This window comes from Halostagnicola larsenii XH-48, assembly GCF_000517625.1.
Lineage (GTDB): Archaea > Halobacteriota > Halobacteria > Halobacteriales > Natrialbaceae > Halostagnicola > Halostagnicola larsenii.
The window spans coordinates 454,982-478,051 of the sequence record NZ_CP007055.1; the positions used below are offsets into that span (position 1 = coordinate 454,982).

Annotated in this window: 19 protein-coding genes; 12 read left to right on the forward strand and 7 right to left on the reverse strand. The window is 63.0% G+C overall.

The features are described 5' to 3' along the window. The first annotated feature begins 76 nt into the window (after window positions 1–76). The 3 genes from HALLA_RS02255 to HALLA_RS02265 are packed head-to-tail and all read left to right on the forward strand — an operon-like array spanning window position 77 to window position 5,497. Window positions 77–3,295 (forward strand): PAS domain-containing protein, encoded by a 3,219-nt coding sequence (locus HALLA_RS02255; RefSeq protein WP_049951867.1) that lies wholly within the window; start codon window positions 77–79, stop codon window positions 3,293–3,295. Then, entirely contained in the window at window positions 3,288–3,752 is a 465-nt protein-coding gene (locus HALLA_RS02260; protein ID WP_049951868.1) for a response regulator, read from the forward strand. The genes HALLA_RS02255 and HALLA_RS02260 overlap by 8 nt, the downstream gene beginning before the upstream one ends. Beyond that, on the forward strand, window positions 3,749–5,497 hold the full coding sequence (locus HALLA_RS02265) for a bacterio-opsin activator domain-containing protein (protein WP_084568905.1): 1,749 nt from the start codon (window positions 3,749–3,751) through the stop codon (window positions 5,495–5,497). The genes HALLA_RS02260 and HALLA_RS02265 overlap by 4 nt, the downstream gene beginning before the upstream one ends. Window positions 5,498–5,573: 76 nt before the next feature. Here the strand turns inward: HALLA_RS02265 and HALLA_RS02270 are convergent, their stop codons facing one another. From HALLA_RS02270 to arcS, 3 genes are all read right to left on the reverse strand, one after another. Continuing rightward, a complete protein-coding gene (locus HALLA_RS02270; RefSeq protein WP_049951869.1) occupies window positions 5,574–6,173 on the reverse strand; it encodes an HdeD family acid-resistance protein in 600 nt (199 codons plus the stop codon). A gap of 226 nt (window positions 6,174–6,399) precedes the next feature. Further along, window positions 6,400–6,846 carry a DUF5518 domain-containing protein gene (locus HALLA_RS02275; RefSeq protein WP_049951870.1) on the reverse strand — a complete coding sequence of 149 codons (447 nt, stop codon included), beginning with the start codon at window positions 6,844–6,846 and terminating at the stop codon, window positions 6,400–6,402. A 101-nt stretch (window positions 6,847–6,947) separates the two neighbouring features. Further along, window positions 6,948–8,732, reverse strand: coding sequence for an archaeosine synthase subunit alpha (gene arcS / locus HALLA_RS02280; protein WP_049951871.1), 1,785 nt, complete (start codon window positions 8,730–8,732; stop codon window positions 6,948–6,950). Between the two features lie 170 nt (window positions 8,733–8,902). Between arcS and HALLA_RS02285 the strand changes: the two genes are divergently transcribed. From HALLA_RS02285 to HALLA_RS02300, 4 genes are all read left to right on the forward strand, one after another. Then, window positions 8,903–11,494 (forward strand): methyl-accepting chemotaxis protein, encoded by a 2,592-nt coding sequence (locus HALLA_RS02285; protein WP_049951872.1) that lies wholly within the window; start codon window positions 8,903–8,905, stop codon window positions 11,492–11,494. Window positions 11,495–11,611: 117 nt separating this feature from the next. After that, window positions 11,612–12,607 carry a signal peptide peptidase SppA gene (gene sppA, locus HALLA_RS02290; protein ID WP_049951873.1) on the forward strand — a complete coding sequence of 332 codons (996 nt, stop codon included), beginning with the start codon at window positions 11,612–11,614 and terminating at the stop codon, window positions 12,605–12,607. 97 nt (window positions 12,608–12,704) lie between these two features. Beyond that, window positions 12,705–14,018, forward strand: a complete 1,314-nt coding sequence (locus tag HALLA_RS02295) for a DUF373 family protein (RefSeq protein ID WP_049951874.1) — start codon at window positions 12,705–12,707, stop codon at window positions 14,016–14,018. A gap of 55 nt (window positions 14,019–14,073) precedes the next feature. Beyond that, entirely contained in the window at window positions 14,074–14,805 is a 732-nt protein-coding gene (locus HALLA_RS02300) for a diphthine--ammonia ligase (RefSeq protein WP_049951875.1), read from the forward strand. 48 nt (window positions 14,806–14,853) lie between these two features. On the opposite strand, the gene HALLA_RS02305 is transcribed toward HALLA_RS02300, so the two are convergent. The 3 genes from HALLA_RS02305 to HALLA_RS02315 all read right to left on the reverse strand — a co-directional run bounded on the left by HALLA_RS02305 (window position 14,854) and on the right by HALLA_RS02315 (window position 18,297). Beyond that, complete coding sequence (locus HALLA_RS02305; RefSeq protein ID WP_049951876.1) at window positions 14,854–15,837, reverse strand: SDR family oxidoreductase; 984 nt, start codon at window positions 15,835–15,837, stop codon at window positions 14,854–14,856. Window positions 15,838–15,965: 128 nt separating this feature from the next. Next, window positions 15,966–16,706 carry a UTP--glucose-1-phosphate uridylyltransferase AglF gene (aglF, locus tag HALLA_RS02310; RefSeq protein WP_049951877.1) on the reverse strand — a complete coding sequence of 247 codons (741 nt, stop codon included), beginning with the start codon at window positions 16,704–16,706 and terminating at the stop codon, window positions 15,966–15,968. A gap of 106 nt (window positions 16,707–16,812) precedes the next feature. After that, window positions 16,813–18,297 carry a sulfatase family protein gene (locus tag HALLA_RS02315; RefSeq protein WP_084568906.1) on the reverse strand — a complete coding sequence of 495 codons (1,485 nt, stop codon included), beginning with the start codon at window positions 18,295–18,297 and terminating at the stop codon, window positions 16,813–16,815. Between the two features lie 193 nt (window positions 18,298–18,490). Between HALLA_RS02315 and HALLA_RS02320 the strand changes: the two genes are divergently transcribed. From HALLA_RS02320 to HALLA_RS02340, 5 genes are all read left to right on the forward strand, one after another. Then, a complete protein-coding gene (locus HALLA_RS02320; RefSeq protein ID WP_049951878.1) occupies window positions 18,491–19,456 on the forward strand; it encodes a hypothetical protein in 966 nt (321 codons plus the stop codon). A 120-nt stretch (window positions 19,457–19,576) separates the two neighbouring features. Continuing rightward, window positions 19,577–19,780, forward strand: coding sequence for a DUF7534 family protein (locus HALLA_RS02325; protein ID WP_049951879.1), 204 nt, complete (start codon window positions 19,577–19,579; stop codon window positions 19,778–19,780). A 400-nt stretch (window positions 19,781–20,180) separates the two neighbouring features. Continuing rightward, window positions 20,181–20,519, forward strand: a complete 339-nt coding sequence (locus HALLA_RS02330) for a hypothetical protein (protein ID WP_174887885.1) — start codon at window positions 20,181–20,183, stop codon at window positions 20,517–20,519. Window positions 20,520–20,684: 165 nt separating this feature from the next. Further along, window positions 20,685–21,107: a hypothetical protein gene (locus tag HALLA_RS02335; protein WP_049951880.1), complete on the forward strand. Its 423-nt coding sequence runs from the start codon at window positions 20,685–20,687 to the stop codon at window positions 21,105–21,107. A 144-nt stretch (window positions 21,108–21,251) separates the two neighbouring features. Continuing rightward, window positions 21,252–22,259, forward strand: a complete 1,008-nt coding sequence (locus HALLA_RS02340; protein ID WP_049951881.1) for a hypothetical protein — start codon at window positions 21,252–21,254, stop codon at window positions 22,257–22,259. Window positions 22,260–22,293: 34 nt separating this feature from the next. Here HALLA_RS02340 and HALLA_RS02345 read toward each other — a convergent pair whose 3' ends face one another. Next, the gene (locus HALLA_RS02345; RefSeq protein ID WP_242406185.1) at window positions 22,294–23,043 is read right to left on the reverse strand and encodes a hypothetical protein; all 750 of its coding nucleotides are present in this window, start codon (window positions 23,041–23,043) and stop codon (window positions 22,294–22,296) included. Window positions 23,044–23,070: the final 27 nt, after the last annotated feature.

Here is a 23,070-nt window from a genome sequence, read left to right on the forward strand (position 1 = left end):
ATTCGACTGTCAGTGCCGCTAACGGGTTGAGCGCTACATTTACACCGCTCGGCCGTCTTTTCCGATTTATTCTAACATGGCAACCTCCGACCGCTCTCGAGATGCCCTTCGATCTCGCGTTCGACAGCAGGAGGCCGTCGCTGCCCTCAGTCGACGAGCCCTCGAGACCGACGACGTCGACGAACTGTTGTGCGAGGGGACAGCGGCAGTTACGGAGACGCTACAGGCCGACTGCTGTGGTGTTTTCGAGTCGCTCGGCAAGGAGGACGGACTTCGTCTGAAAGCGGGCCACGGGTGGGAGCCCGATTTCGTCGAAACGTCGCCCATTCTCACGAACGGTGGTTCCGACGCAACACCGGAACTGCTGTCCTCGATGCCGGTGACCATCCCGGAACTCGAGGCCGATCCCCGGTTCGACGGCGCGGGGCTGTTCGACGCACACGAACTCGAGAGCGGGCTCTGTGTCGGTATCGGAACGTCCGACGATCCGTGGGGCGTTCTCGGCGCGTATACGGGGACGCGCCGGGAGTTTACCGACCACGAGGTCACGTTCGTCCGGACCGTCGCCAACGTTCTCGCATCGGCCATCGACACCGAGCGAACGAAACGGTCGCTGCGGGACGCGGAGACACTCACCGATCGAATCGTCGAGACGAGTCCGGTCGGGATCACCGTCATCGACGCCGACGGACGGAACGTCTTCGCGAACAGTCGCGGAGAAGAACTCCTCGGCCGGCCCCTCGAGACGCTCCGGTCCTACGACCACGACGACGACCGCTGGAATCTCGTCGACGAACGCGGCGACCCGCTCTCGAGCGACGAAATGCCGTTCTCGCGGGTCGAGGAGATGGGAGAGCCGGTCTACGGCGAAACGCTCGGTCTCGACCATCCCGACGGAACGCGGGTGTGGCTGTCGGCACACTGCGCGCCGCTGACCGACGACGACGGCGAGTTCGACGGCGCGGTGTACGCCCTAGAAGACATCACCGAACGGACGCGCCTCGAGAACGAACTCGAGACGACGCTCGATCGCGTAACGGATGCGTTCTATTCACTCGACGACGACTGGCGGTTCACCTATCTCAACGATACCGCCGAGGAACTGATCGATTTCCACGACCGGGGTCTGGTCGGCGAGCCGATCTGGGAGGCGTTCGAGTGGGCGGCCGACTCGCGGCTTCGAACGGAGTACGAGCGGGCGATGGCGACGCAGGAGCCGACCTCGTTCGAGTTCTACTATCCCGAACCGCTCGAGCGCTGGTTCGAGGTCAACGCCTACCCATCCGAGACGGGGTTGTCGGTCTACTTTCAGGACATTTCCGATCGGAAGGTGATCGAACGAGAACGGGCCCAGAACACCGAAACACTCAACCGACTGTACGCGATCGCGTCGGATCAACATCGGTCGTTCGACGAGAAGGTTGATCGAATGCTCGAGATCGGCCGCAAACGGCTCGGTCTCGAGGTCGGCTATCTGGCGAAGACTGACCTCGAGGCGGATCAGTTCGAAGTGACACACGCCAGCGGCGAGAGCGAGAACATCTATCCGGGATCGACAGCGCCGCTGTCGGAGACGTACTGTCAGCGGACGGTCGACGCCGACGGGTTGTTCGGATTCGCCGATATTTCGACGACCGACTCGATCGACGAACACGTCTACGATCGGTGGAACTTGGACTGTTATCTCGGCGGCGAGGTGATCGTCGACGGCGAGCGATACGGAACGCTCTGTTTCGAAGATACGGCGGCGCGGTCGTCGCCGTTCATGCCGGCCGAAGAGACGTTCGTCGAACTCATCACGCAGTGGGTGAGCTACGAACTCGGTCGCGAACGGCGCGAACGCCACCTTCAGCGGTACATTCGATATATCGATGCAGTGCTCGATACGATCGACGACGTGTTCTGTATAATCGACGAGGACGGGGGGCTTCGTCGGTGGAACGAAACGCTTCCCGAGGCAACGGGGTATCCGCCGGCTGAAATCGGGTCCCTGGACGTCTCGACGTTCCTCGCGCTCGAGGACGCCGCCGTCGAAAACGCGATCGACCGAGGGCTCGATACGGGCCAAATCCGGACGGAGGCTCCGCTTCGAACGCGAGACGGCGAAACGCTCGATTACGAGTTCGCAGTCTCGGCCCTCGAAAACCCCGACGGAGAGACGGTCCTCGCCGGCATCGGACGAGATATCTCCGAGCGCAAAGCCCGCGAACGCGCACTCGAGGAGAGCGAACGCCGATATCGGACGCTCGTCGAGCAGTTTCCGAACGGTGCGGTCACGTTGTTCGACGAGGAGTTACGCTACACGCTCGCCGGCGGGCAATCCGTCCACGCGGTCGACGCGACGGTCGACGACATCGTCGGTTCGACCCTCTGGGAGCGGTATCCTGAGACGCTCGCGGCGGAACTCGAACCGCACTTTCGAGCCGCGCTGGACGGCTGCCGACACTCGTTCGACTTCGAGTATCAGGATTCTCACTGGCACGCGCACACGCTCCCGGTTAGTGACGACGAAGGGAAGGTGTTCGCCGGGATGATGATGGTACAGGACATCACCGAACGGGTCCGGTCCAAGCGCAAACTCGAGCAGCTCGTCGACGAACTCGAGGAATCGAACGAACGCTTAGAGCAGTTCGCGTACGCGGCGAGCCACGATATGCAGGAACCGCTCCGGATGGTCTCGAGTTACCTCACGCTCGTCGAACGCCGATACGGCGACGTTCTCGACGATGAGGGCCAGGAGTTCATCGATTTCGCGGTTGACGGCGCAGATCGAATGCAGGAGATGATCAACGGACTGCTCGCGTACTCCCGGATCGATACCAACGGGAATCCGTTCGAGCCGGTCGATTGCGAGGAGGTTCTGGACGACGTGTTGGCCGACCTGGAGATGAAAATCGCCGAAACTGACGCCGAGATCACCATCGAACCGTTGCCGACGGTTTACGGGGATCCGGGCCAGCTTCGACAGCTGTTTCAGAACCTGTTAGACAACGCGCTCACCTACTCAGGCGAGGAGACGCCACGTATAACCGTATTCGCCGAGACGTCTCAGTCATCACGGACGATTTCGGTGCGCGACTCGGGAATCGGGATCGAACCGACGGACACCGACCGGATCTTCGAGGTGTTTAACCGACTTCACAGCGTCGATGAGTACGCCGGGGCCGGGATCGGACTCGCACTGTGCCAGCGGATCGTCGAACGACACGACGGCCGAATCTGGGCCGATTCTACCGGCGTTGATGGATCGACGTTCTCAGTCCAACTCCCAGCGCCCCCACACACAGATGACTAACCCATCACCCTCAAACGCCGAACCGGCTCGAATTTTACTCGTCGAGGACAACCCCGGCGACATCCGACTGACCAAGGAGGCGTTCAAACGCGGGCGAATCGAGATCGAACTCGACGTCGTTTCCGACGGCGTTGACGCACTCGAGTTCCTTTCGCAGGAAGGCGAGTACGCGGACGCGCCGCGACCGGATCTCGTTCTTCTGGACCTCAATCTGCCCCGCATGAACGGCGACGAGGTCTTGGAGGAACTGCAGGACGATCCGGCACTCCGACGGATCCCAGTGATCGTGCTGACCAGTTCGCAAGCCGAAGAGGACGTCATCACGTCGTACGACCTGCGTGCGAACGCCTATCTCACGAAACCGGTCGATCCGGACGCGTTCATCGAAACTGTTCGAACGTTCGAGAAGTTCTGGTTTTCGATGGTCCGGCTCCCGCCAGAGGATGATTCTGCATGACCAGCAACGTCCACGAGCCGTCCGACGAGCGGCGTCCCGAATCGGCAAGTCGGCAAACGGCGGAGGACGAACAAGAGGCGGCTACCGATCAGGCGGTTCACATCCTGCTGATCGAGGACAATCCGGGTGATGCGCGATTGATCCGTGAGATGCTTCGAGACTCCGAGGAACTCACCCAGCGGTTCGATCTCGACGAGCGGACGGGTGACCGACCGACGGTTACCTGCGAGTCTCGCCTCGAAGACGGGCTCGAGGCCCTCGAGACGGCCCGTATCGACGTCGTCTTGCTCGACTTGAACCTGCCGGATAGCGACGGCCTCGAGACCCTCGAGACGGTCCACGAGACGGTCGAAGCCGTTCCGATCGTGGTGTTGACCGGCGTTCGCGATCAGGAAATCGGCGTTCGGGCGATCCAGCGCGGCGCACAGGATTTCCTCGTCAAAGACGAGGTCACGACGCCGCTTTTGGTTCGGACGATCTACCACGCGATCGAACGCGCCAGACAGCGCCGCGAGCGCCGACGACGACGCCGTCAGATGGAGGCGCTCAACCGTCTCAATCGGATCGCCCACGATACGACCCACGCGGTTATCACGAGCGACACGCGACGGGAACTCGAGCAACAGGTGTGTGACCGTCTCGTCGAGTCCGACGCCTACCAGTTCGCCTGGATCGGCGGGGTGAGCCCGGGTAGCGACGAAGTCACGCCGCGAGCGAGGGCTGGTTCCGAGCGGGAGTACCTCGACCGGATCACGGTCACCGCCGGCGACGATAAGTACGCGCAGGGACCCGGTGGAACCGCGCTGCAGACCCAGGAGGTTCAGATCACAACCGATGTTCGCACCGATCCCGACTTCAAACCGTGGCGCGACGTCGCACTCGAGTACGGCTATCGCTCCGTCGCTTCGATTCCGATCAGCCACGAGGAACTCGTCTACGGCGTCCTCATCGTGTATTCGACGACTGTCGACGCGTTCACCGGCCCCGAACGGGATGTCCTCTCTCGAATGGGTGATGTCATCGGCCACGCGATCACGGCGATCGAGCGCCGGGAAGCGCTCGTCAGCGACGCGGTCATCGAACTCGAGTTCCAGATCGATGAGCTAGCGGCCCCGCTCGTCAACCTGTCGACGGCGGAATCCGTATCGACTCGCTTCAATCGGCTGATCTGGGAGGGGAAAACGCTGCTCGCGTACGGCTCCGCCGAAGGAATCTCTCAGGACACGTTCCGCGAGACGGTCGGCCGAACGACGGGGTTCGAGGACGTTCGGTTCCTCACGAACGGCGACGAGGAGTTCGAATTCGAGCTGGCCGTCCCGGCCGTCGACTCCCTGTTCGAGACCATCGCGACCCACGGCGGCCGAATCACGTCGGTAACGATCGACGACGGCGAGTTCCGGTTCGCGGTGCAGCTCCCACAGGGCCGTGACACCCGTCGAATCGTCGAACTCGTTCGGGAGGGCCACGAGAATGTCAGCTACCTGTCCCAACGATCCTACGATCAGCGCGACACGGGCGGGTTGGGCGCACAGTCGGTGCTTCAGGAGAAGCTCACGGAGAAACAGCGCGTCGCGCTCGAGACGGCCTACGCCGCCGGCTACTTCGATTGGCCCCGCGGCAGCACCGGCGAGGAAATCGCCGAGCGACTCGACATCTCCCCGGCGACGCTCAACCAGCACTTACGAACCGCAGAGCGCAAATTCTTCGACTCGATGTTCGAATCGTCGCAACAAAACGAGCCGTAACCGCCGAACTGCTGTATCAACCATTACCGCCGTCGCCAGTTAGTCGTGAAAATAGTAAAAATCGTTCCTCGAGCGCTCACGCTCGGCGAGGTTCGCCCGCGGGAGCGCCGGTCTCGTCGCCGCGTCGGCCGGAGATGGCGACGGCGGCCATCGAGATGCCGGTGAGCAGCAGACTCACGCCGACGATCAGGCCGATGGCCCAGGCGGCGTCGGCCGGGAAGCCGACCCAGAGCATCGCCGCCAGCACGAGCGAGATCGCGCCGCTTGCGACGATCGTTCCGCGGCCGGGTTCGCCGGCCATGCGGGTCGCCATCCAGAGTTCGGCGATCCCGTCGACCACCAGGTACGCGACGAGCAGGAGCGTCAGGCTCACGAGCGCGACGACCGGGTTCGCGAGGACGAACAGCCCGGCGATGAGGCTCACGGCGCCGACCGCGAGTTGCCAGACCGACCCTTTCCAGCCGCGAGTCGTCACCGATTGTGCGCCGTGGACGATCCCGCTCAGTACGAGCACCACGCCCAGTGCGACGGTAACCGAGAGCCCGGTAACGGCCGGCAGTGCGATCGCCAACAGGCCGAGTAGTCCGATAACGCCGCCGGCGAGTGCGAGCGTTCGCCATCCGCGCTCGAGGGAGTATCCGGGGGTCGATTCGTCTGTGGTCGTGGTAGAACTCATTGTCTTACACCGACAGTAGATACGACTCGAGCGTAGATATAGGTATATTCGCTGTTTGATAGTAGTTCCGGGAAATAGACCGGTACGAAACTCTAACGGACGATGAGTGGGTTCGATAATCAATTCCTATTCTATCATGTTTCTCGAGGAATAAACGAAAACGACTGTCGAAAAACCGATCGATAGGGGACCGCATCGGCCGGTGATGCAGAACGTGTCACATCAACTAGTGGGCTCCGAGACGCGAGCGGTACGTATCCGTCCTCTCGAGTGTCCAGTGTCCAAGTATTGCGCCGATCTTTCCGGCCAGGGCGGAGAGTCCGATGACGAGTAGTGTGAAACAGACGAGCATGACACCCTGCAACCCGCTAAATCCGAGCGGCTGGTTCAACCCGGAAATGAACACGAGGAGGTCGACGAACGGCCAGAGTTCCACGAGCGAACCGACGAGCCCGATTCGTGCGCCAACTCGGCCCGCCTTCAGACCGGTGCTGTAAGCGAGGGTTCCACCGATCACGCCAGCGAAAAATACGGGGGCGAAGTGGTGCGTGAAGTCCGGCGACGACTGCCAGTAGAACGCGACCGTGAACGGAATCGAGGCGAGTCCGAGGACGATTGCAAGTCGCCACTCGGGATCGAAGCGCCCCTTTAGGCGGTTCCAGAGACGAATCATACCGGCATCTTGTATATTAATATACATATAACTGCCTGTTCCGTTTCCGGTCGGTGTCTTCAGCAGGGTGCCGTGTCAGCAGACGCTGCCGACCGATCGAACTACCGCTCTTCGACGTGGCGGATCTCCGCGCCGATACCGCGCGTGCTCTCGACCATCTCCGCTCCGAACATCTCGGCGCGGCCGACACCGAAGGCCTTCGGCCCTTCGACGACGACCTCGTCGCCCACGCGGATGTCCTCGTCGGCGTCGACGATTCCCGGCGCGAGCACGCTGCCGTGGGGGACGAAATTATCGATTTCGACTCGCTTGACCGGCGCGTCGCTGTCGACCCATTGCTTTGCGCCCTCGAGCGTAAACGAGAGGGTGCCATAGTTAGGAACCATCGTCGCCAGTTGCGTCTCCTCGTCGTCACGAATCTGGATCTTGGGGTACCTGCTGGTCGTCTGGATGTCGGGAAAGAGGTCGTCGCCGGCCCCGTCGCCGAGCAGGTAGTCGGCGATGGCCCGGACCGTGTTGTGCTCGCGCTCGCGCTTGCTGTATTTGAGTTCGCCAGATAGCTCGCTCGAGAGTGCGGCGATCGAGTCCTCGTCGGTCGGGTGTGCGCCCTTCGCGACGGTGTAGGTCACGTCCAGATCGAGCGAGTCTTCGACGCGTTCGACGATGTCGCGGTAGCCCTCGTCGGGGACGTGGGCAACGATCCGCGGGTACTCGTTGCGCTCGAGGTAGCGCTCGAGGACCGACGCGACGAACCGCTTTTCGTCCTCGGACCAGCGGCCGGTGACGACGCTGTCGTAGTGTTGGGCCGGGTAGGTCGTCTCGAGTTCCTGCGGAACGACGCCGATGGGCGAGGTCATCGACACCTGGTGGGCCCGCCACTGGATCGCGTCGTGGAATCGGCCGTGGCTCTTGGATTCGCTGTAGGGTTTCCGGGCCGAACACGGGGTGAGGACGAGCGGGTTCTTGAACCGATTCCGGTATCGCGTCGTCACGCGGTCGGCGAAGCGCTGGATCTCGACCCGCCGGATCGCGTCGGCCGTCGAGGCGTCGAGTTCCGCCTCTCGGAGGATCGGCGTTCGTTCCTCTAAGTACGCCCACTGATCGTCGAGTTCGCGCATCGCCGCGGTGAGCCACTGGTCGTGTCGAGCCTGGCCCTCGATGTAGTCCCGCAGTCGCCCGTCGCGAATGCGCTGGCGGACGATCGAGAGTTCGGCCTCGAGGGCGGCGACGTTGTGCTCGACGCAGTCCTCGCGGTCGAACGCCTCGATATCGGTCTCCTCGCTCAGCGGGCCCGGCAGCTCCTCGAGATCCTCGAGGTAGTACTCCCCCTCGCTCGTGAGGTACTTGCCCTGCGTTCCCTTGATGACCGCCCTCGAGGCGTCGAACGCGTCGACGCCGGCGTACGCCAGCAGGGCGACGTTTCGGGGCGTCGCGACGCCGGAGAAGATAAGCGCGGTGTCGGCCGGGATCGCCTCGCGGACGGCGACGACGGCTTCGACGAGCGCCGCGCCGTGGCCGACCGCCGACCGGGCGTCGGAGACGATGTACGCGTCGGCTCCGGACTCCGGATCGTTCGGGCCGGGAATCTCGTGGAACCCGACGCTCTCGCTCGAGACGACGGCGGCGCTCGGAAACTCGACGTCCGGATACTCGACGGCGAACGACTCCTGGACGGCTTCGTCGGTCCCGCCCGGAAACCCGCGGTGGGGGAGGACGGTGAGAACGTCGTCGTCGCCCTCGGGTATCGCCCGGTCTGCCGCCCAGAGCGAGCCGGCGTCCTCGAGGACGTCGTCGACGAGTCCGGGGGTTCGAACGGGCTCGGAGAGGCGGAGTTCTCCGAGACGCGCGGCCCCGTCGCGCGCGTGAATCTCGAAATAGTCGGTCATACACTGATTGGGTACCGGAGCGCGAAAGAGACTGTCGATACCGTCGCCGCGTCTCGTTGATCGGATGTCGAAATACTTGGCGACGGTGATGACTCTCGTTCGAACGCCGTTCCTGTCGGTTGGCCAGAAACTTCATGATAGTTCTATCTGAGTACAGATCATAGACGAATATGGGACTCAATAGTGAAGAAATTCTCCCGGAACGAATACGGCGGAGCTACACCGCCAAATTCGGCGCCGTGCTCGCGCTCGTTTTGCTGTGTACGATCGTCGCTGCCGTCTTTTTCTACGTCGATATCTCGAGTGCGCTGACGGCGGACACGCGGGGGGAGATGGAACTCACCGCCGAGGGCGAGGCGGCCGAACTCTCGAAGTGGGTTGAAGACCACGAACAACAGACCCGTCTGCTCGCCGCTCACGAGACGTTCGCGGGCGACGACGAGGACGCCATCGAGGCGTTGCTCCACGACGAACTGGCGAAACAACCGAACACGACACAGGACATTCACTACTTCGAGTCCGGACTCGGATCGACGAACGCCGTTATCGATCAGAGTACGAACGATGACGCGGTCGGAACGGACGTGCGAACGCTGCTCGGCAGTTCGAGCGTCCATCACGAAGCCGACGGCGGGGTCGAAGAACGGGGCGTCCGCGACCTCGAGGCGGATTTCACGACGACGTACACGGATACGTACGAAACCGACGGCGGGTACAGGGTTGGCTTCCTCAGCCCGATCTACGCCGATGGGGAACCCGACGGGATGATCATGGTCAGCGTCGGCGTCGATGAGCGGGCCTCGATGTTCGGCAACCCGATCGACGAGAGTTATACGCAGGTCGTAAACGAGGGTGACGAAGCGATCCTCTTCGATTCCGGCGGCGAGTCGGTCATGGGCTACTACCGCGTCGACGAATCCGAGTCGATCCTCGAGGACGAAGACGTCGACGAAACCGGCGTCACGGAGTACGGCGGGACGAACGAACTCGTCTCCTACGCTCCCGTCGAGGGAACCGACTGGGTGCTCGCCTCCCACGCTCCGCAGGGCAACGCGTACGCGCTCGCCGACAGCGTCGGCAACTCGTTGCTTATGCTCGTTGGCATCTCGCTTCTCGGATTCGTCCTCGTGGGAGCACTGATCGGTCGGCCGACCGCGCGCGCACTCGACGACCTCGCCGGCAACGCCCGCGCGCTCGCGGCAGGCGACCTCGACGTCGAGATCGAGTCGACCGAGCGGGTCGACGAACTCGGCCGCGTGCAAAACGGCTTCGCCGACAGCACGGACTACCTGCGGACGGTCGCCGAGCAGGCGGACGCGATCGCCGGACGGGAGTTCGACGATCCCGTTCTCGAGGAGGACGTTCCCGGCGCGCTCGGCGAATCACTCGAGACGATGCGACGAGACCTCGAGGAGTTCGTCGCCGAACTCGAGCAATCCCAGACCGAGGCGCGTGCGGCTCGCGACGAGGCGGAGGCGATGGCGCGGCGACTCGAAGAGCAGGCCGAGCGCGTCAGCGAGGCGATGGCCGCCGCTGCCGACGGCGATCTCACCGAACAGCTAGACGAGGACATCGAGAACGACGCGATGGCCGAGATCGCCCGCGCGTTCAACGAGATGATCGACCAGTTAGAGGAGACGATCCTCACGATACAGCGCCTCGGGTCGGAGGTCGACGACGTCAGCGCGGACGTTGCCGCACGCGTCGACGAAATCGAACGGGCGACACGCCACGTCAGCGAGTCCGCCGAACAGATCGCGGCGGGGACGGACCAACAGGAGACGCAGTTCCAGAACGTCCTCTCGGAGATGAACGACCTCTCGGCCACCGTCGAGGAGGTCGCGTCGACCGCCGAAACCGTCGCGAACGTCTCGGGAGAGACCGCGAGTCGCGCCGAGGACGCGAGCGAGTCGACTGCCGAAATCGTGACCGAGATGGACCGCCTCGAGCGCCGGACCGAAGCGATCGCGACCCAGATCGGGTCGCTTGACGAAGAGGTAGAACGTATCGGCGACATCGTCGAACTGATCGACGAGATCGCGGCGCAGACGAACATGCTCGCGCTGAACGCGTCGATCGAGGCCGCTCGAGCCGGGCAGGCGGGAGAGCGGTTCGAGGTCGTCGCCGACGAGGTCAAGGAACTCGCCGAGGAAACCGCCGAAGCGACCCAGCAGGCCGATTCGTTGATCGGCGAGGTACAAGATAGCACCGACGAGGCGGTCTCGAGCGTCCACGAGATGCGCGAGCAGGTCGACGACAGCGTCGACTCCGTCGAGGACGGCATCGAGGCGCTCGAGGATATCACGACGCAGGTCGAGGACGTCAACGACGGCGTCCACGAGATCAATCGCGCGACCGACGAACAAGCCAGGGCGAGTCAGGAGGTCGTCTCGGAGGTCCAGACCGCGACCGACGTGAGCGAGGAGACCAACGCCGAAGCGGACAACGTCGCCGCGGCCGCGGAGGAACAGACGGCCTCGATTGCAGAAATCGCCGCCGGCGCGCGTTCGCTCGCCGATTCGGCCCAGGCGCTGTCCGACTCCCTCGAGGCGTTCGATGTGGACCAGACGAGCGAAAGTGACGACGCGGAAGTTCTCGAGTTCGGCGGCGACGAGTTCGAGGATGCTGGTGATGAGTCGGAGAACGATGGAGGAGACGGGAACGGCTCCGGAAGCACTGACTCTGGCGAGGGGTCCGGAGACATCGATTCCGGCGCGGGGTCTGAAAGCACCGACTCCAACGAGACTCGCGTCTCGAACTAGCGGCGCTCTCGTAACGCTGGCGGGTTCGGCCTCGTCACTATTTTCGTAGATGTCTCGAGACGTGAACGCTTAACAGCGAGGCACCCGGAGGTACGGCCATGCAACGAGGTGTCTTGTGTGGTTAGTCGGACCGGAGTCGGTCGGCTCGTAATCATCGTCGCCTTTGCGGTGGTGTTCGCCGTCGCCGGCATCGTCTTGTTCGTCGTCTTCCCGGCCTCGCTGGCGGATCTGATCGGGGTACTGCTGGCGCTCGCGGTCGCCGCCGTCGGGGTTCGAATCGCCGGAAATATCGCGAGTTCGGTGTTTCCGAGCTACAACGTCGCCGAGGTCGCCGTCGACGGCCCGATCAGCCGCGACGGCGGTGGCGGCTCGCTGCCCTCGAGTCCGGGCTCGACGCCGGCGGACGACATCGTCGACCAGATCGACCGGGCGGACGAGGACGGCAACGTCGAGGCGCTGTTGGTGAAGCTGAACACCCCCGGCGGCGAGGTCGTCCCGAGCGACGACATCAGGCTCGCGGCCGAGCGCTTCGACGGGCCGACGATCGCGTACACGACGGATCTCTGTGCCAGCGGCGGCTACTGGATCGCAAGCGGCTGTGACGAACTGTGGGCTCGAGACGCGAGCATCGTCGGCTCGATCGGCGTCATCGGTTCTCGCGTCAACGCGAGCGGGCTGGCCGACAAAGTGGGACTCTCTTACGAGCGGTTCGCCGCGGGTGATTTCAAGGACGCCGGCACGCCGCTCAAGGATATGGACGACGAGGAGCGCGAGTACCTCCAGGGACTGATCGACGACTACTACGAGACGTTCGTCGAGCGGGTGAGCGACGGCCGCGACCTCGAGGCCGAGTTGGTCCGCGAGACGGAGGCGCGGATCTACCTCGGCGAGGACGCCCACGAGATGGGGCTCGTCGACGAACTCGGCACGAGACGGGATCTCGAGGACGAACTCGCCGATCGGTTGGCGACCGACGAGGTGGCAATCGAGACGTTCGAACCGCCACAGCCGTTGATGCGGCGGGTCGGCACCGGCGCTCGCGGAATCGCCTACGCGTTCGGCGCCGGAATTTCGGGCCTCGCTGAGGACCGGGGCTTCCGGCTTCGGACCTGAGCGGGTTGGCACTCGTTGTCGGTATCCGTCGCAGTCCGCCTCGCGAACGGACGAGCGAGTGCGTGGTTTTATCGTGGCAGGGCGTCGAACGTCTACCGTGACTACGCTGGTCATCTGTCTCGACCGGACCGACGACGTCGGCCGCCGGACCGGCCTCCAGTCCCCGATCGTCGGCTGGGAGGCAGTGCGCGCGCTCGTGACGGACGTCGGACTCGCAGACCCCGAAGACTCCGGCGTAAACTCGTTGCTCGAGTCCCTTCGGGTCGCCCAGAACCTCCGCGACGAGGACGAAGAGACCGTCGTCGCGGTCGTTTCGGGCGAACGCGAGTCGATGGTCTCGGCGGACCGAGCCGTCGCGCGCCAGCTCGACGACCTCATCGCCGAACACGAGCCGGATTCGGCGGTCGTCGTCATCGATAGCGCCGAGGATGAACGGCTCGTCCCGATCGTCGAGAGCCGCGTGCAGGTCGATTCGGTCGATCGGGTCGTCGTCCGACAGGCTCGAGACATCGAGTCGACGTACTACCTGCTCAAGCAGTTTCTCGCCGACGAGGAGTTGCGCCAGACCGTGTTGGTCCCCATCGGGCTCACCCTGCTCGTGTTCCCGATGCTCGCGACCGCCTTCGGACCGGCTGAAGGGGCGGCTGCGATCACGACCGTCATTGGGCTGTTCTTGCTGTACAAGGGATTCAACATCGACGAACTCGTGACAGGGTTCGCCCACCAGATCAAAGAATCGCTGTACACGGGGCAGGTGTCGGTCGTCACCTACGTCGTCGCCGCGGGGCTGACGTTCGTCGGAATCTTCGTCGGCGCGCTCGGCGTGTCCGGGCTCGAGGAGACCCAGAGCGGGGAGGTGTTGATCCCGGCCGCGGTGTTCGCCTTCGAGGGCGTTCCGTGGTTGGCAACGGCGGCGCTGACCGCGAGCGCGGGTCGACTCCTCGACGAAATTATCGGCGAACGGCCGGTGCGTGCCTCGTATCTCAACCTCCCGTTTATCGTCCTCGCGATCGGATTCGTCGTTCGAGGGTTTTCGGCGTACTTCCTCGAGACCCAGGGCGAGATCGACCCGTTGACCGTGCCCGACCTCGATCTCGGCTGGCGGTCGATCGAGAGTTTCCAGACGACCGCGGGCGAACGACTCGCGGTGTTCGTCCTGATCGGCATTCTGGTAAGTCTCGTCGGCGTTCGCATCGCCGCTTCGTTTAGCGGCACGCCGGAGGAGTCGACGACGGACGCCGACCGGTCCGACGGCGGACAGGCGGCCGAAGCCGACCTCCCCGACCCCGGCTCGGAGTCCGAACTGACGGACGGCGGCGCGAGATCGGTGTCAGCGACCGACGATAACCCCGGCAACCGCGAGAGCGCCGAGAGTGCGGGCGACGACCTCGAAGGCCCGGATCGTTCCTGAGACGCCCGCCGCTGCTTCTCGGCATCCATTTATCTCCGGCGACGTACACTCGAGCATGAGCGATCAAGCTGGCGCGTGGATCAGCCTCTTTTCGGGCGGGAAAGACTCCTCGTGGGCGTTATATCAGGCCCTCGAGCGCGACCTGCCCGTCGAACGGTTAGTGACCGTTCATCCGGCGGGAGACTCGTACATGTACCACGTTCCCGAGACCGGCCTCGCGACGCTCGCGGCCGAGAGCGTCGGAATTCCGCTGGTCGACGTCGAACCCGACGATTTCGACGCTGACGCCGCCGCGGACTCGGGCGCGCAGGGAGACGACGAACTCGAGCCCCTCGAGGCCGCGCTCGCCGACCTCCAGACCGACCTCGAGGGCGGAATCGCGGGTCTCACGGCGGGAGCGGTCGAGAGCGAATACCAGACGAGCCGTATCGAAGGGATGTGCGATCGACTCGAGTGCGATCTCTTCGCGCCGCTGTGGCAAGAAGAGCCGCGGGAACTCGCCGAGGCGATGCTCGAGGCGGGGTTCGAAATCGTAATCGTGCAGGTTGCGGCCCACGGCCTCGACGAGGCCTGGCTCGGGCGCACGCTCGACGCGGACGCTCTGGACGACCTCGAGACGCTCAACGACGAGTACGGGGTCCACCTGCTCGGGGAGGGCGGCGAGTTCGAGACGCTGGTCGTCGACGGCCCGCACATGGACCGGCGGATCGACCTCGAGTACGATATCGAGTGGGACGGCACCCGCGGCCGGATTCGCGTGACCGAGGCGAGCCTCGAGGACGTTTGAGCGCCGGGTCGCGATGGGTCGGATCGCTGCTGGAGACCGCGATCCGGCTCAGGAATCGAGCACGAGCGGTTCGTACCACTCCCGGTTCGCTCGATACCAGTCGACGAACTGGCCGACGCCCTCGCGGATGGCCGTCGAGGGCTCGTAGCCGATCAGTTCGCTGGCCTTCGAGACGTCGGCGTGGGTGTGGCGCGCGTCGGCCTCTTTCGCGTCGGTGTACTCGAGGTCCACGTCGGCACCCGTCTGCTCGATCACGTGTTTTGCGAGCGCTTCGATGGTGATCGTTCCCGTCGAGCCGATGTTCATCACGTCGCCGTCGGCGACGTCCGTCTCGAGTAGGGAGAGGTTCGCGTCGACGACGTCGTCGATGTACGTGAAGTCCCGCGTTTGCTGGCCGTCGCCGTAGATGACCGGCGGGCGGCCGTTGAGACACCGGGAGGTAAAGTTCGTGATCGCCATGTTGGGTCGCATCCGCGGCCCGTAGACCGTGAAGTATCGCAGCGACACGGTGTTGACGTCGTAAAGCTCGTTCCAGACTCGACAGTAGTGCTCCGCCGTGAGCTTCGTGACGCCGTAGGGGCTCTGCGGGACGTTCTGGTGATCCTCGTCGTAGGGGAGGTAGTCGACTTCGCCGTAGACCGACGACGACGAGGCGTTGACGACCCGCTCGACGCCGTGTTCGTCCGCCGCGATCAGCAGGTTGAGCAGTCCGCCGGTGTTGATCTCGTGGGGTTTCTTCGGATTTTCGACGCTCGTTCTAACCCCCGCCTGTGCGGCCTGGTGGTAGACGAACTCGATGTCGTTGCTCGAGACGACCTCTCGAACGAGCGCCTCGTCGGTGATAGAGCCCTCGACGAACGTGAACCGATCGCCGCCTTCGGATCGACACAGCTCGAGGTTTCGCTCTTTGATCGCCGTGTTGTAGTACGGATCCAGTACGTCGAGGACGACGACGCGGTGGCCCTCTGCGAGCAGCCGGTGGGCGATGTGAGAGCCGATAAAGCCCGCCCCGCCGGTGACGAGAACGTTCATACTCGCCCTAGATGCACAGCGGTGGTTAGTCGCTTACGGACCGTTCCAGCTGTTGAGTAGCGCCATCTCGGAACGCAGAATAGGTGTTTTGAGCGATGTAGTACCCGCTCTCGATACACGCTACGATCTCAGTCGGTGGTCTCGGCGACGACGCCGGATTCTTCTGCGATCCGCTCTTCGGCTCGCTCTCTGTCTTCGGGGTAGCCGACGTCGATGCGCCAGCCGTCCATCCGGAGCGCGTCGATGGTGCGTCCGGACTGGATCAACAAGTCGATCGCGTCCGGGAGTTCGTACTCGCCGCGGTCGGAGGGCTGGACGAGGTGACAGGCGTGGAAGATCGCCGGCGTAAACGTATAAAAGCCGGTCATCACGAGGTTCGACGGCGGGTCGTCGGGTTTTTCCATGACTTCGACGACCTCGCCGTACTCGTTCGTATCGAGGACGCCGTAGCGGGAGGCTTCCTCCCAGGGCACCTCCTCGACGAGGAAGGCAGCGTCGGCGCGGTCCTCGCGCTGTCGGTTGATCACGTCGCCGAGGTTTCCGCGGAAGATGTTGTCCCCGAGCATCAGGACGAAATCGTCCTCGATGTGGGGTTCGGCCTGCAAAATCGCGTGGGCCAACCCGAGTTGCTCGCGCTGGTGGGCGTAGGTGATCGGCACGCCCTGATACTCGTCGCCGTAGCGTTTGATGATCTTCTCTTTCATGTAGCCGACGACGACGACGAACTCGTCGACGCCGATCTCGAGGAGGTTATCGAAGACGTCTTCGATGAGCGGTTTGTCGTTGACCTCCACGAGAACCTTCGGCTTGTCTTCTGTGAGTGGCCGGAGGCGTGTTCCCTTGCCTGCGGCGAGGACGACAGCCTGCATATCCAACACGGACACCACCTGCGGACAAATACTTTCGGTTACGTCGACAGAATTGGACCTATTCGTCCGCTTGAGCGGGCGAGTCGATCCGGACCGAGACGGCGAGCTATCGGTAGCCGAGCGACTCGAGCCGATCCAGAACCTCCTCTTCGTCGTCGTACTCGACCGCATCGTCGTCTGCATCGTTCGACGGGCCGGATCGCGGCTCGTGTCGCGAAAGTAGGTCGTCGAGTTCGTCCCGGAGCGCTGCGAGCGTCTCGGGTCGTTCGGCGACGAGGTTTTCGGTCTCCTCAGGATCAGACTCGAGGTCGTAGAGCTGTTCGGACTCCCCGTGGGATCGTTCGCAGTACCGACAGGTCGGGTCGTCCTCGACCGCCCGGAGGTACTTCCAGCGGTCGGTCCGAACGGCCCTGAACCGCTGGGTGTTGGCTTCCTCGAGCAACAGCGACTCCCGGGACTCCCAGTCGTCGCCCTCGCCCTCGAGCAGCGGCCGGAGCGACTGCCCGTCGGCATCGAGCGCCCGTTCGTCGGCTAGCTCGAGCGCGTCGAGAATCGTGGGCGCGATGTCGGTGATGCTCACCAGTTCGGCCGACCGCTCGACGCCGTCGGATTCGGGCGGGCGGACGACCAGCGGAATCCGCGTCGTCGGCTCGTAGAGCCCGTGGTGTTCGAAGTAGATCCCGTGTTCGCCGAGCGATTCCCCGTGATCCGCGAGGACGACGACAAGCGTCTCCTCGAGCAACTCGCGGGTCTCGAGGGCCTCGAGCAGCCCTTCGATGGTTCGATCCGCCTCCGTCGCCGCCGCGTCGTACTGCGCCCGCGCCAGCGCCGTTCCGACGCCCATCTCGTGGTCCTCCCACCGCTCGTTGTCCTGGTTGACGACGCCGCCGGGGGTGAGGCTGTTCGCGGTGATCGACCCCGTCGGGAACTCCTCGGCGACCGCCGAGAGCGGACGGTTCTCATCGTCGTGCTCCTCGAGATAGCGCTCGACGAGCGCGTCGTCGACGTCGTAGGGCGTGTGGGTGTCCATCAGGTGGACGAGCGAGTAGAACTGATTCGACTCGTCGAGGAAGTCGGTAAACTCCGCGACGACGCCGTCCTCGTCGTCGCTGCCCGTCCGATCGGTGAGCGCGTTGTACGTGCGAGAGAGCGTGTCGCCGATCGCGGGATGGATGCCGTATAACAGGCTGCTGGCCGACTTCTCGAGGGATTTGAGTCGCCAGTGGGCCGAGGAGAGTTCCGGATATCGGTCGAATCCGCGACGGTGCCAGCGCCCGAGCGGGCGACCGAACGCAGCCGTGTCGTAGCCCCGCTCCTCGAGGACCATCGGGAGCGCCGGAACGCCCTCGATCGCTCGTTTTTCCTCGTCGGTGACGTGCGAGCCGTGATTGCGCACGCCGTGAGTTCGCGGGAGCCGACCCGTTTGCAGCGACGTGAGCGCGGGATCGGTCGCGTTCGTCGTGCTGTAGGCCCGCTCGAAGACGGTTCCCTCCGCAGCGAGTTCGTCGATCGTCGGCGTCACCCGCCGTCCGTCGTACGCGCCCACGCGATCAGTCCGAAGGGCGTCGACGACGACCACGAGTACGTTCATTACCGACACTATTCAGGTCGCTCTCTAAAATATAGTGGTCTCTGATCGGGTGGCAATTGTCTCGTCGTGACATTGGATACGATTGCGCTCAACCGTCGCTATTGGTTAGCATATTTATGGATATATTAGCAAACTCCAATAAGTTCATATAATTTATAAAAGAAGTAATAATAACTGGAAAGGAACTGCCGGTATGCCCGTCAGCTTCTCCCAGTGGATGCGAGAGAGCGTCGATCATCTCCGATCCGACGACGGTCCGCTCCCGAAGCGAGTCGTCCGGAGTCTCTATTTCGTCTACGTTTCGATGCTGTTGGAGACGGCCACCCGAACGCAGATCGGGACGAACGTGTACGACCGCGAGTGGGACCTCCTGATTATCCTGGACGCCTGCAGGGTCGACGCCATCGAGGCGGTCGCGCCGGAGTACGAGTTCATCGAGACCGTCGATTCGATCCGGTCGGTCGGCAGCACCTCCTTCGAGTGGATGCCGCTCACGTTCACGTCCGAGTACGCGGACGAGATCGCGAAGACGACCTACATCACCGGCAATCCCTACACGGAGGCGGTGTTCGAGCACAAAGATCACCCGCCGGTTCGCGACGCGATTCCGTTCGGCCCGACGGAGTACGACGCCGTCGATCCCGACGACTTCGCCCACCTCGAGGAACTGTGGAAGTACGAGCAAGACGCCGATTTCAACCGCAAACCGCCCCGGTTTACGACCGACAGGGCGATCTCGAGCGCCCGCACTCGAGACTCCGAGAAGCTGATCGTCCACTATATGTACCCGCACAACCCGTTTCCGCTCGCCGAGGAGGGGTTGCAAAAGCCGTTCGATAAACTCAAATCGGGCGCTGTCTCTCGCGAGACGGTGTGGGACCTGTATCTCGAGAACCTCCGCTACGTGTTAGACGACGTGGAACTGTTGCTCGAGAACGTCGATAAGGACCGGGTCGCTATCACCGCCGACCACGGCGAGGCCTTCGGCGAGTACGGCTTTTACAAGCACATCATCGGGTGTCCGTTGCCCTGCGTTCGACGGGTTCCGTGGATTAGGACATCGGCCACCGATACCGAGAGTTACCAGCCGGAGCAAGAAGAGCTTCCATCGCAGACGGTTTCGGTCGAAGACCGGCTGGAAGGGCTTGGCTACCTCTGAGTAGCAGTATTCGGTACTCGAGGTTCGTTCGTCACAGCTAACTGCCGCATTCGCGCTCAGTATCGGCCGAAGCATGTCAATACGATAAAATATATGTTGCAGCCATCGACTGCTAGAAATATGCCTGATTCGGTGTTCGTCCGCTTCGTGATCACAGCCGCGGTGGCTTCCGTGTTCGTGTTCACACTCACGACGCTCCTCCTTCCCCCCGACCCCATCTCACAACTGCTTGCGGGAGGGCTACTGGTAGTCGTCGTGCTCCCTATTTCCTTTCTCCTCAGTTATGGAGGCGGATACGAATCGCTCGCAAAGCGAGTGGATTGATGAGCCACCTCGGGTCAGATCCCGAGATACCCGCCCCGCTTTGCCTGTCGAATTGCACGGGTACTTGTTTCTCGAATACACATTATCATCGGACGGAAATAATATTTATATGATACTACGGGGCGTTGGGTCGAATGGAAGCCAAAACTCCACGAAAGGGGGCGTTCGTATTGAAATGCCCCGGGTGCTGGAACCACCCGAGACGTGGCTTCCGAACCCGTCAAGGGTCAGTTTCCATGATTGGATATCTTCTCCGCGGGCTTAAACATCCCGTCCGACAGACGAATCGAAGTCGACTACCGCCAATTCTCCCTTACGCACCACCAGCCGCCGCGCACGCACCACCTGCCGCTCAAACACCACCAACGATCGCGCACACGTTCGGAGGTGGCCACGAGCGATGACTGCACCGACGGAAAGTCTGGTCGTAGACATCGTCCGCACCCTCGAGAAGGAGGGCATCCCTCGAGAGTCCTACCAGCTCGCCAGCGAGGTCGATCCTGAAGCGCTCGCTCGACTGCTCGACTCTGGCGGCGGTGCGGTCGAGGTCCGCCTCGAGGTTCGTGCCGTCTCACTCGTCGTGACGAGTGCGGGCGTTTGGGTCACTGACGAAGATCCGTCGCCCCGTCCTGAATGCCCCGAGTGTGGACTCCTGGTCACCGATGTCGTCCAACTCGTTCCGACCCATCACACCGCCTATCCCTGTGGCTGTCAGGTTCGGGGTGATCTGCTCGAGTAGGTGGGAGTGCTCGAGTTGTGTGCTGTCCGCGTTAGGCTGGTCGCGGTCTCAGCCGATGTAACTCATCATCCCTTTTGAGATTGAAACTCGCGGTAAGTACAGCGAGTAGACCTATCAATGAATGTTAGCTGAGGGTTCTTGGTCGTGCATCTCGAACTCTTGTGTATGTCCCTAACTGCAACTGAGACGTGGTCAGTATCGGCAACAACACAGTGGCTACGCGGGTTGTGGGAGTACTACCGGGAATATACACACACCGCAGTCCATGCAGCTTCAGCTGCGGCGCTCACCGCATTTGGACTGCTTATATTCGTCAATCGACTATTCGTGGTACTGGCGATTGCCATGTACATCTGTCCGCCCGTCATCCTCTATAGTATCAGTTCTGACGTTGGAAGGGCTACGGACTCGTCGACAGCGCCACCTGTACAGGCGGACTCTGGGACGAACTCGGATACCGATTCTGACAGTGACTCGGATGGCGACGATGGGGACAGCGATTCCGATAGTGATGATGGAGACACTGATACGGATGGTCCTGACGCGGACGCGGACGGTGCCGATGCCGACGCCGATGCTGACGGATGACCGTTCTGTATCCCCTCTCTGCCACTATTGACGATGCCCTTTATCAGTGAATCCGCATCTGTCGTTACTGGGCCGCATAATTCAGCCTCGAGTATTCCCACGCTCGGCAAGGCTTATGTGTCGGGTTGGAATGCGATGCTGTAGATGGGCCTGCTCCGTAACGCGGCGAACGTCTACGAGCAGCAGGGACTGACCGGTCTCTGTCGACGGTCGGTCGCGTTTTTCCGCGAGAATCCAGCGTTTCTCTCCCACGGGATCGCGAACGCGCTCTTTTACCTCCGATATGGATCCGGAACGGACGTCATGAGCGAAGACTGGGACAACTTGATCATCCTCGACGCCTGTCGCTACGACGCGTTCGCGGCTCGAAACACGATCGACGGCGACCTCCAGCGGCGAGTTTCTCGCGGCTCCTCGAGCCTCGAGTTCATCGAGGGAAACTTCGCAGACCGGGAACTCCACGATACGGTCTACGTGACCGCGAACACGTACTACACCGCCGCCGGAAGCGAGACGTTCCACTCGCTTATCACCTGCTTCGACCACTGGGACGAGGACCTCCAGACGATTCCGCCGGCGGGCGTGATCGACGAAGCGAAGGCCGCGCTCGAGCGAAACCCGAACAAACGGCTCATCGCCCACTTCATGCAACCGCACGCGCCGTACATCGGCCCGCGGGGACGGAAGCTCCGCGAGAAAATCGAAGAAGAAGTCGCCGTCAGAGGGATGAGTCTCGAGCGGGGACTCAACGACGACTGGGACGAGCGCCGAGACGATACCTCGAAGGCGATTCAGGCCATCGAAGCGCCAACTATCCCGGGCGTCGACGTGACCGACGCGGAGGTCAGGGCCGCCTACGCGGAAAACTTAGACCTCGTCCTCGAGCGTCTCGAGGAGTTGCTCTCACACCTCGAGGGCAAGACGGTTATCACGGCCGACCACGGCGAACTGATCGGCGACAGGGTCCCGCCGTTCTTTCGCAAGCGGTACGAACACCCTCTCTACCTCCACACGCCGGAACTGTGTCTCGTCCCCTGGTTGGTCGTCGACGAGGGAGACCGGCGGACGATCACATCCGATCCTCCGGAGCGGTACGATTCGATGGACGAGGACGAACTCGAGGAGAAACTTCGCGCCTTTGGCTACCGGTGAGCTACTGTTGCCTACTCGCCGCCTTTCGCTACCGCTAGCGCACGTCGCGGAGATCCGGATGGGACGACGTTTCCGTCTCCTCGCCCCGCGCGACGCGGTCGCGTCGGCGCTGCCACCGGTCGTGCCGGACGACGACGCGAACCGGTATCGCGTCTAGCTCGAGCACTTTGGCGATCGACAATCGGTGGTTTCCACCGCCGCAGAAGACGAGTTCGCCGTCCCGCCCGACGCTCACGCAGACCTGATCGAGCGACGACGCGATCCTCGAGTCGGTCCCCTCGTAGTGTTTCGTCGGATCGTACCCGTCGTCTCGAATGCTTTCGTACAGCCGGTCGATCCGCTCGTACCGGCGCTCGAGGTCGGTCCTCGAGAAGCAGCCGTCGGCTTCGCCCTCCTCGTCGATTCGACGGCACAGCTCGCCGTAGACGTCCGTCTCCGTCCAGTCCATGCCGTCGACGTATCGCTGTTCGACCGAACGGTGTTTGATCGACTCGTCGTAGGGGTTCGTCCGCTGGTCCCACTCGCCCCCTCGAATGGCTCCCGTCGCGAGGTACTTGTCGATGGACCTGTTGGCCACCGTGATCTCGTTCGGATCGACCGAGATGAGCGCGAACGGGTCCGCGAGGGCGTCGTACGGTCCGACAGTCCGGTAGTACGCCAGCCGTCCTCGAGCGAGCGCCCGGACCAGAAGCGGGTGGTGACGGAGAAACGCCAGCCCGGACGAGACGAGCCCGCGAACGCCGCCCGAAGAGAGAACGGATCGCGCTCTCCCCAGTAGTGTCATTGGTCTGAATACGAACAGATCGGCTAA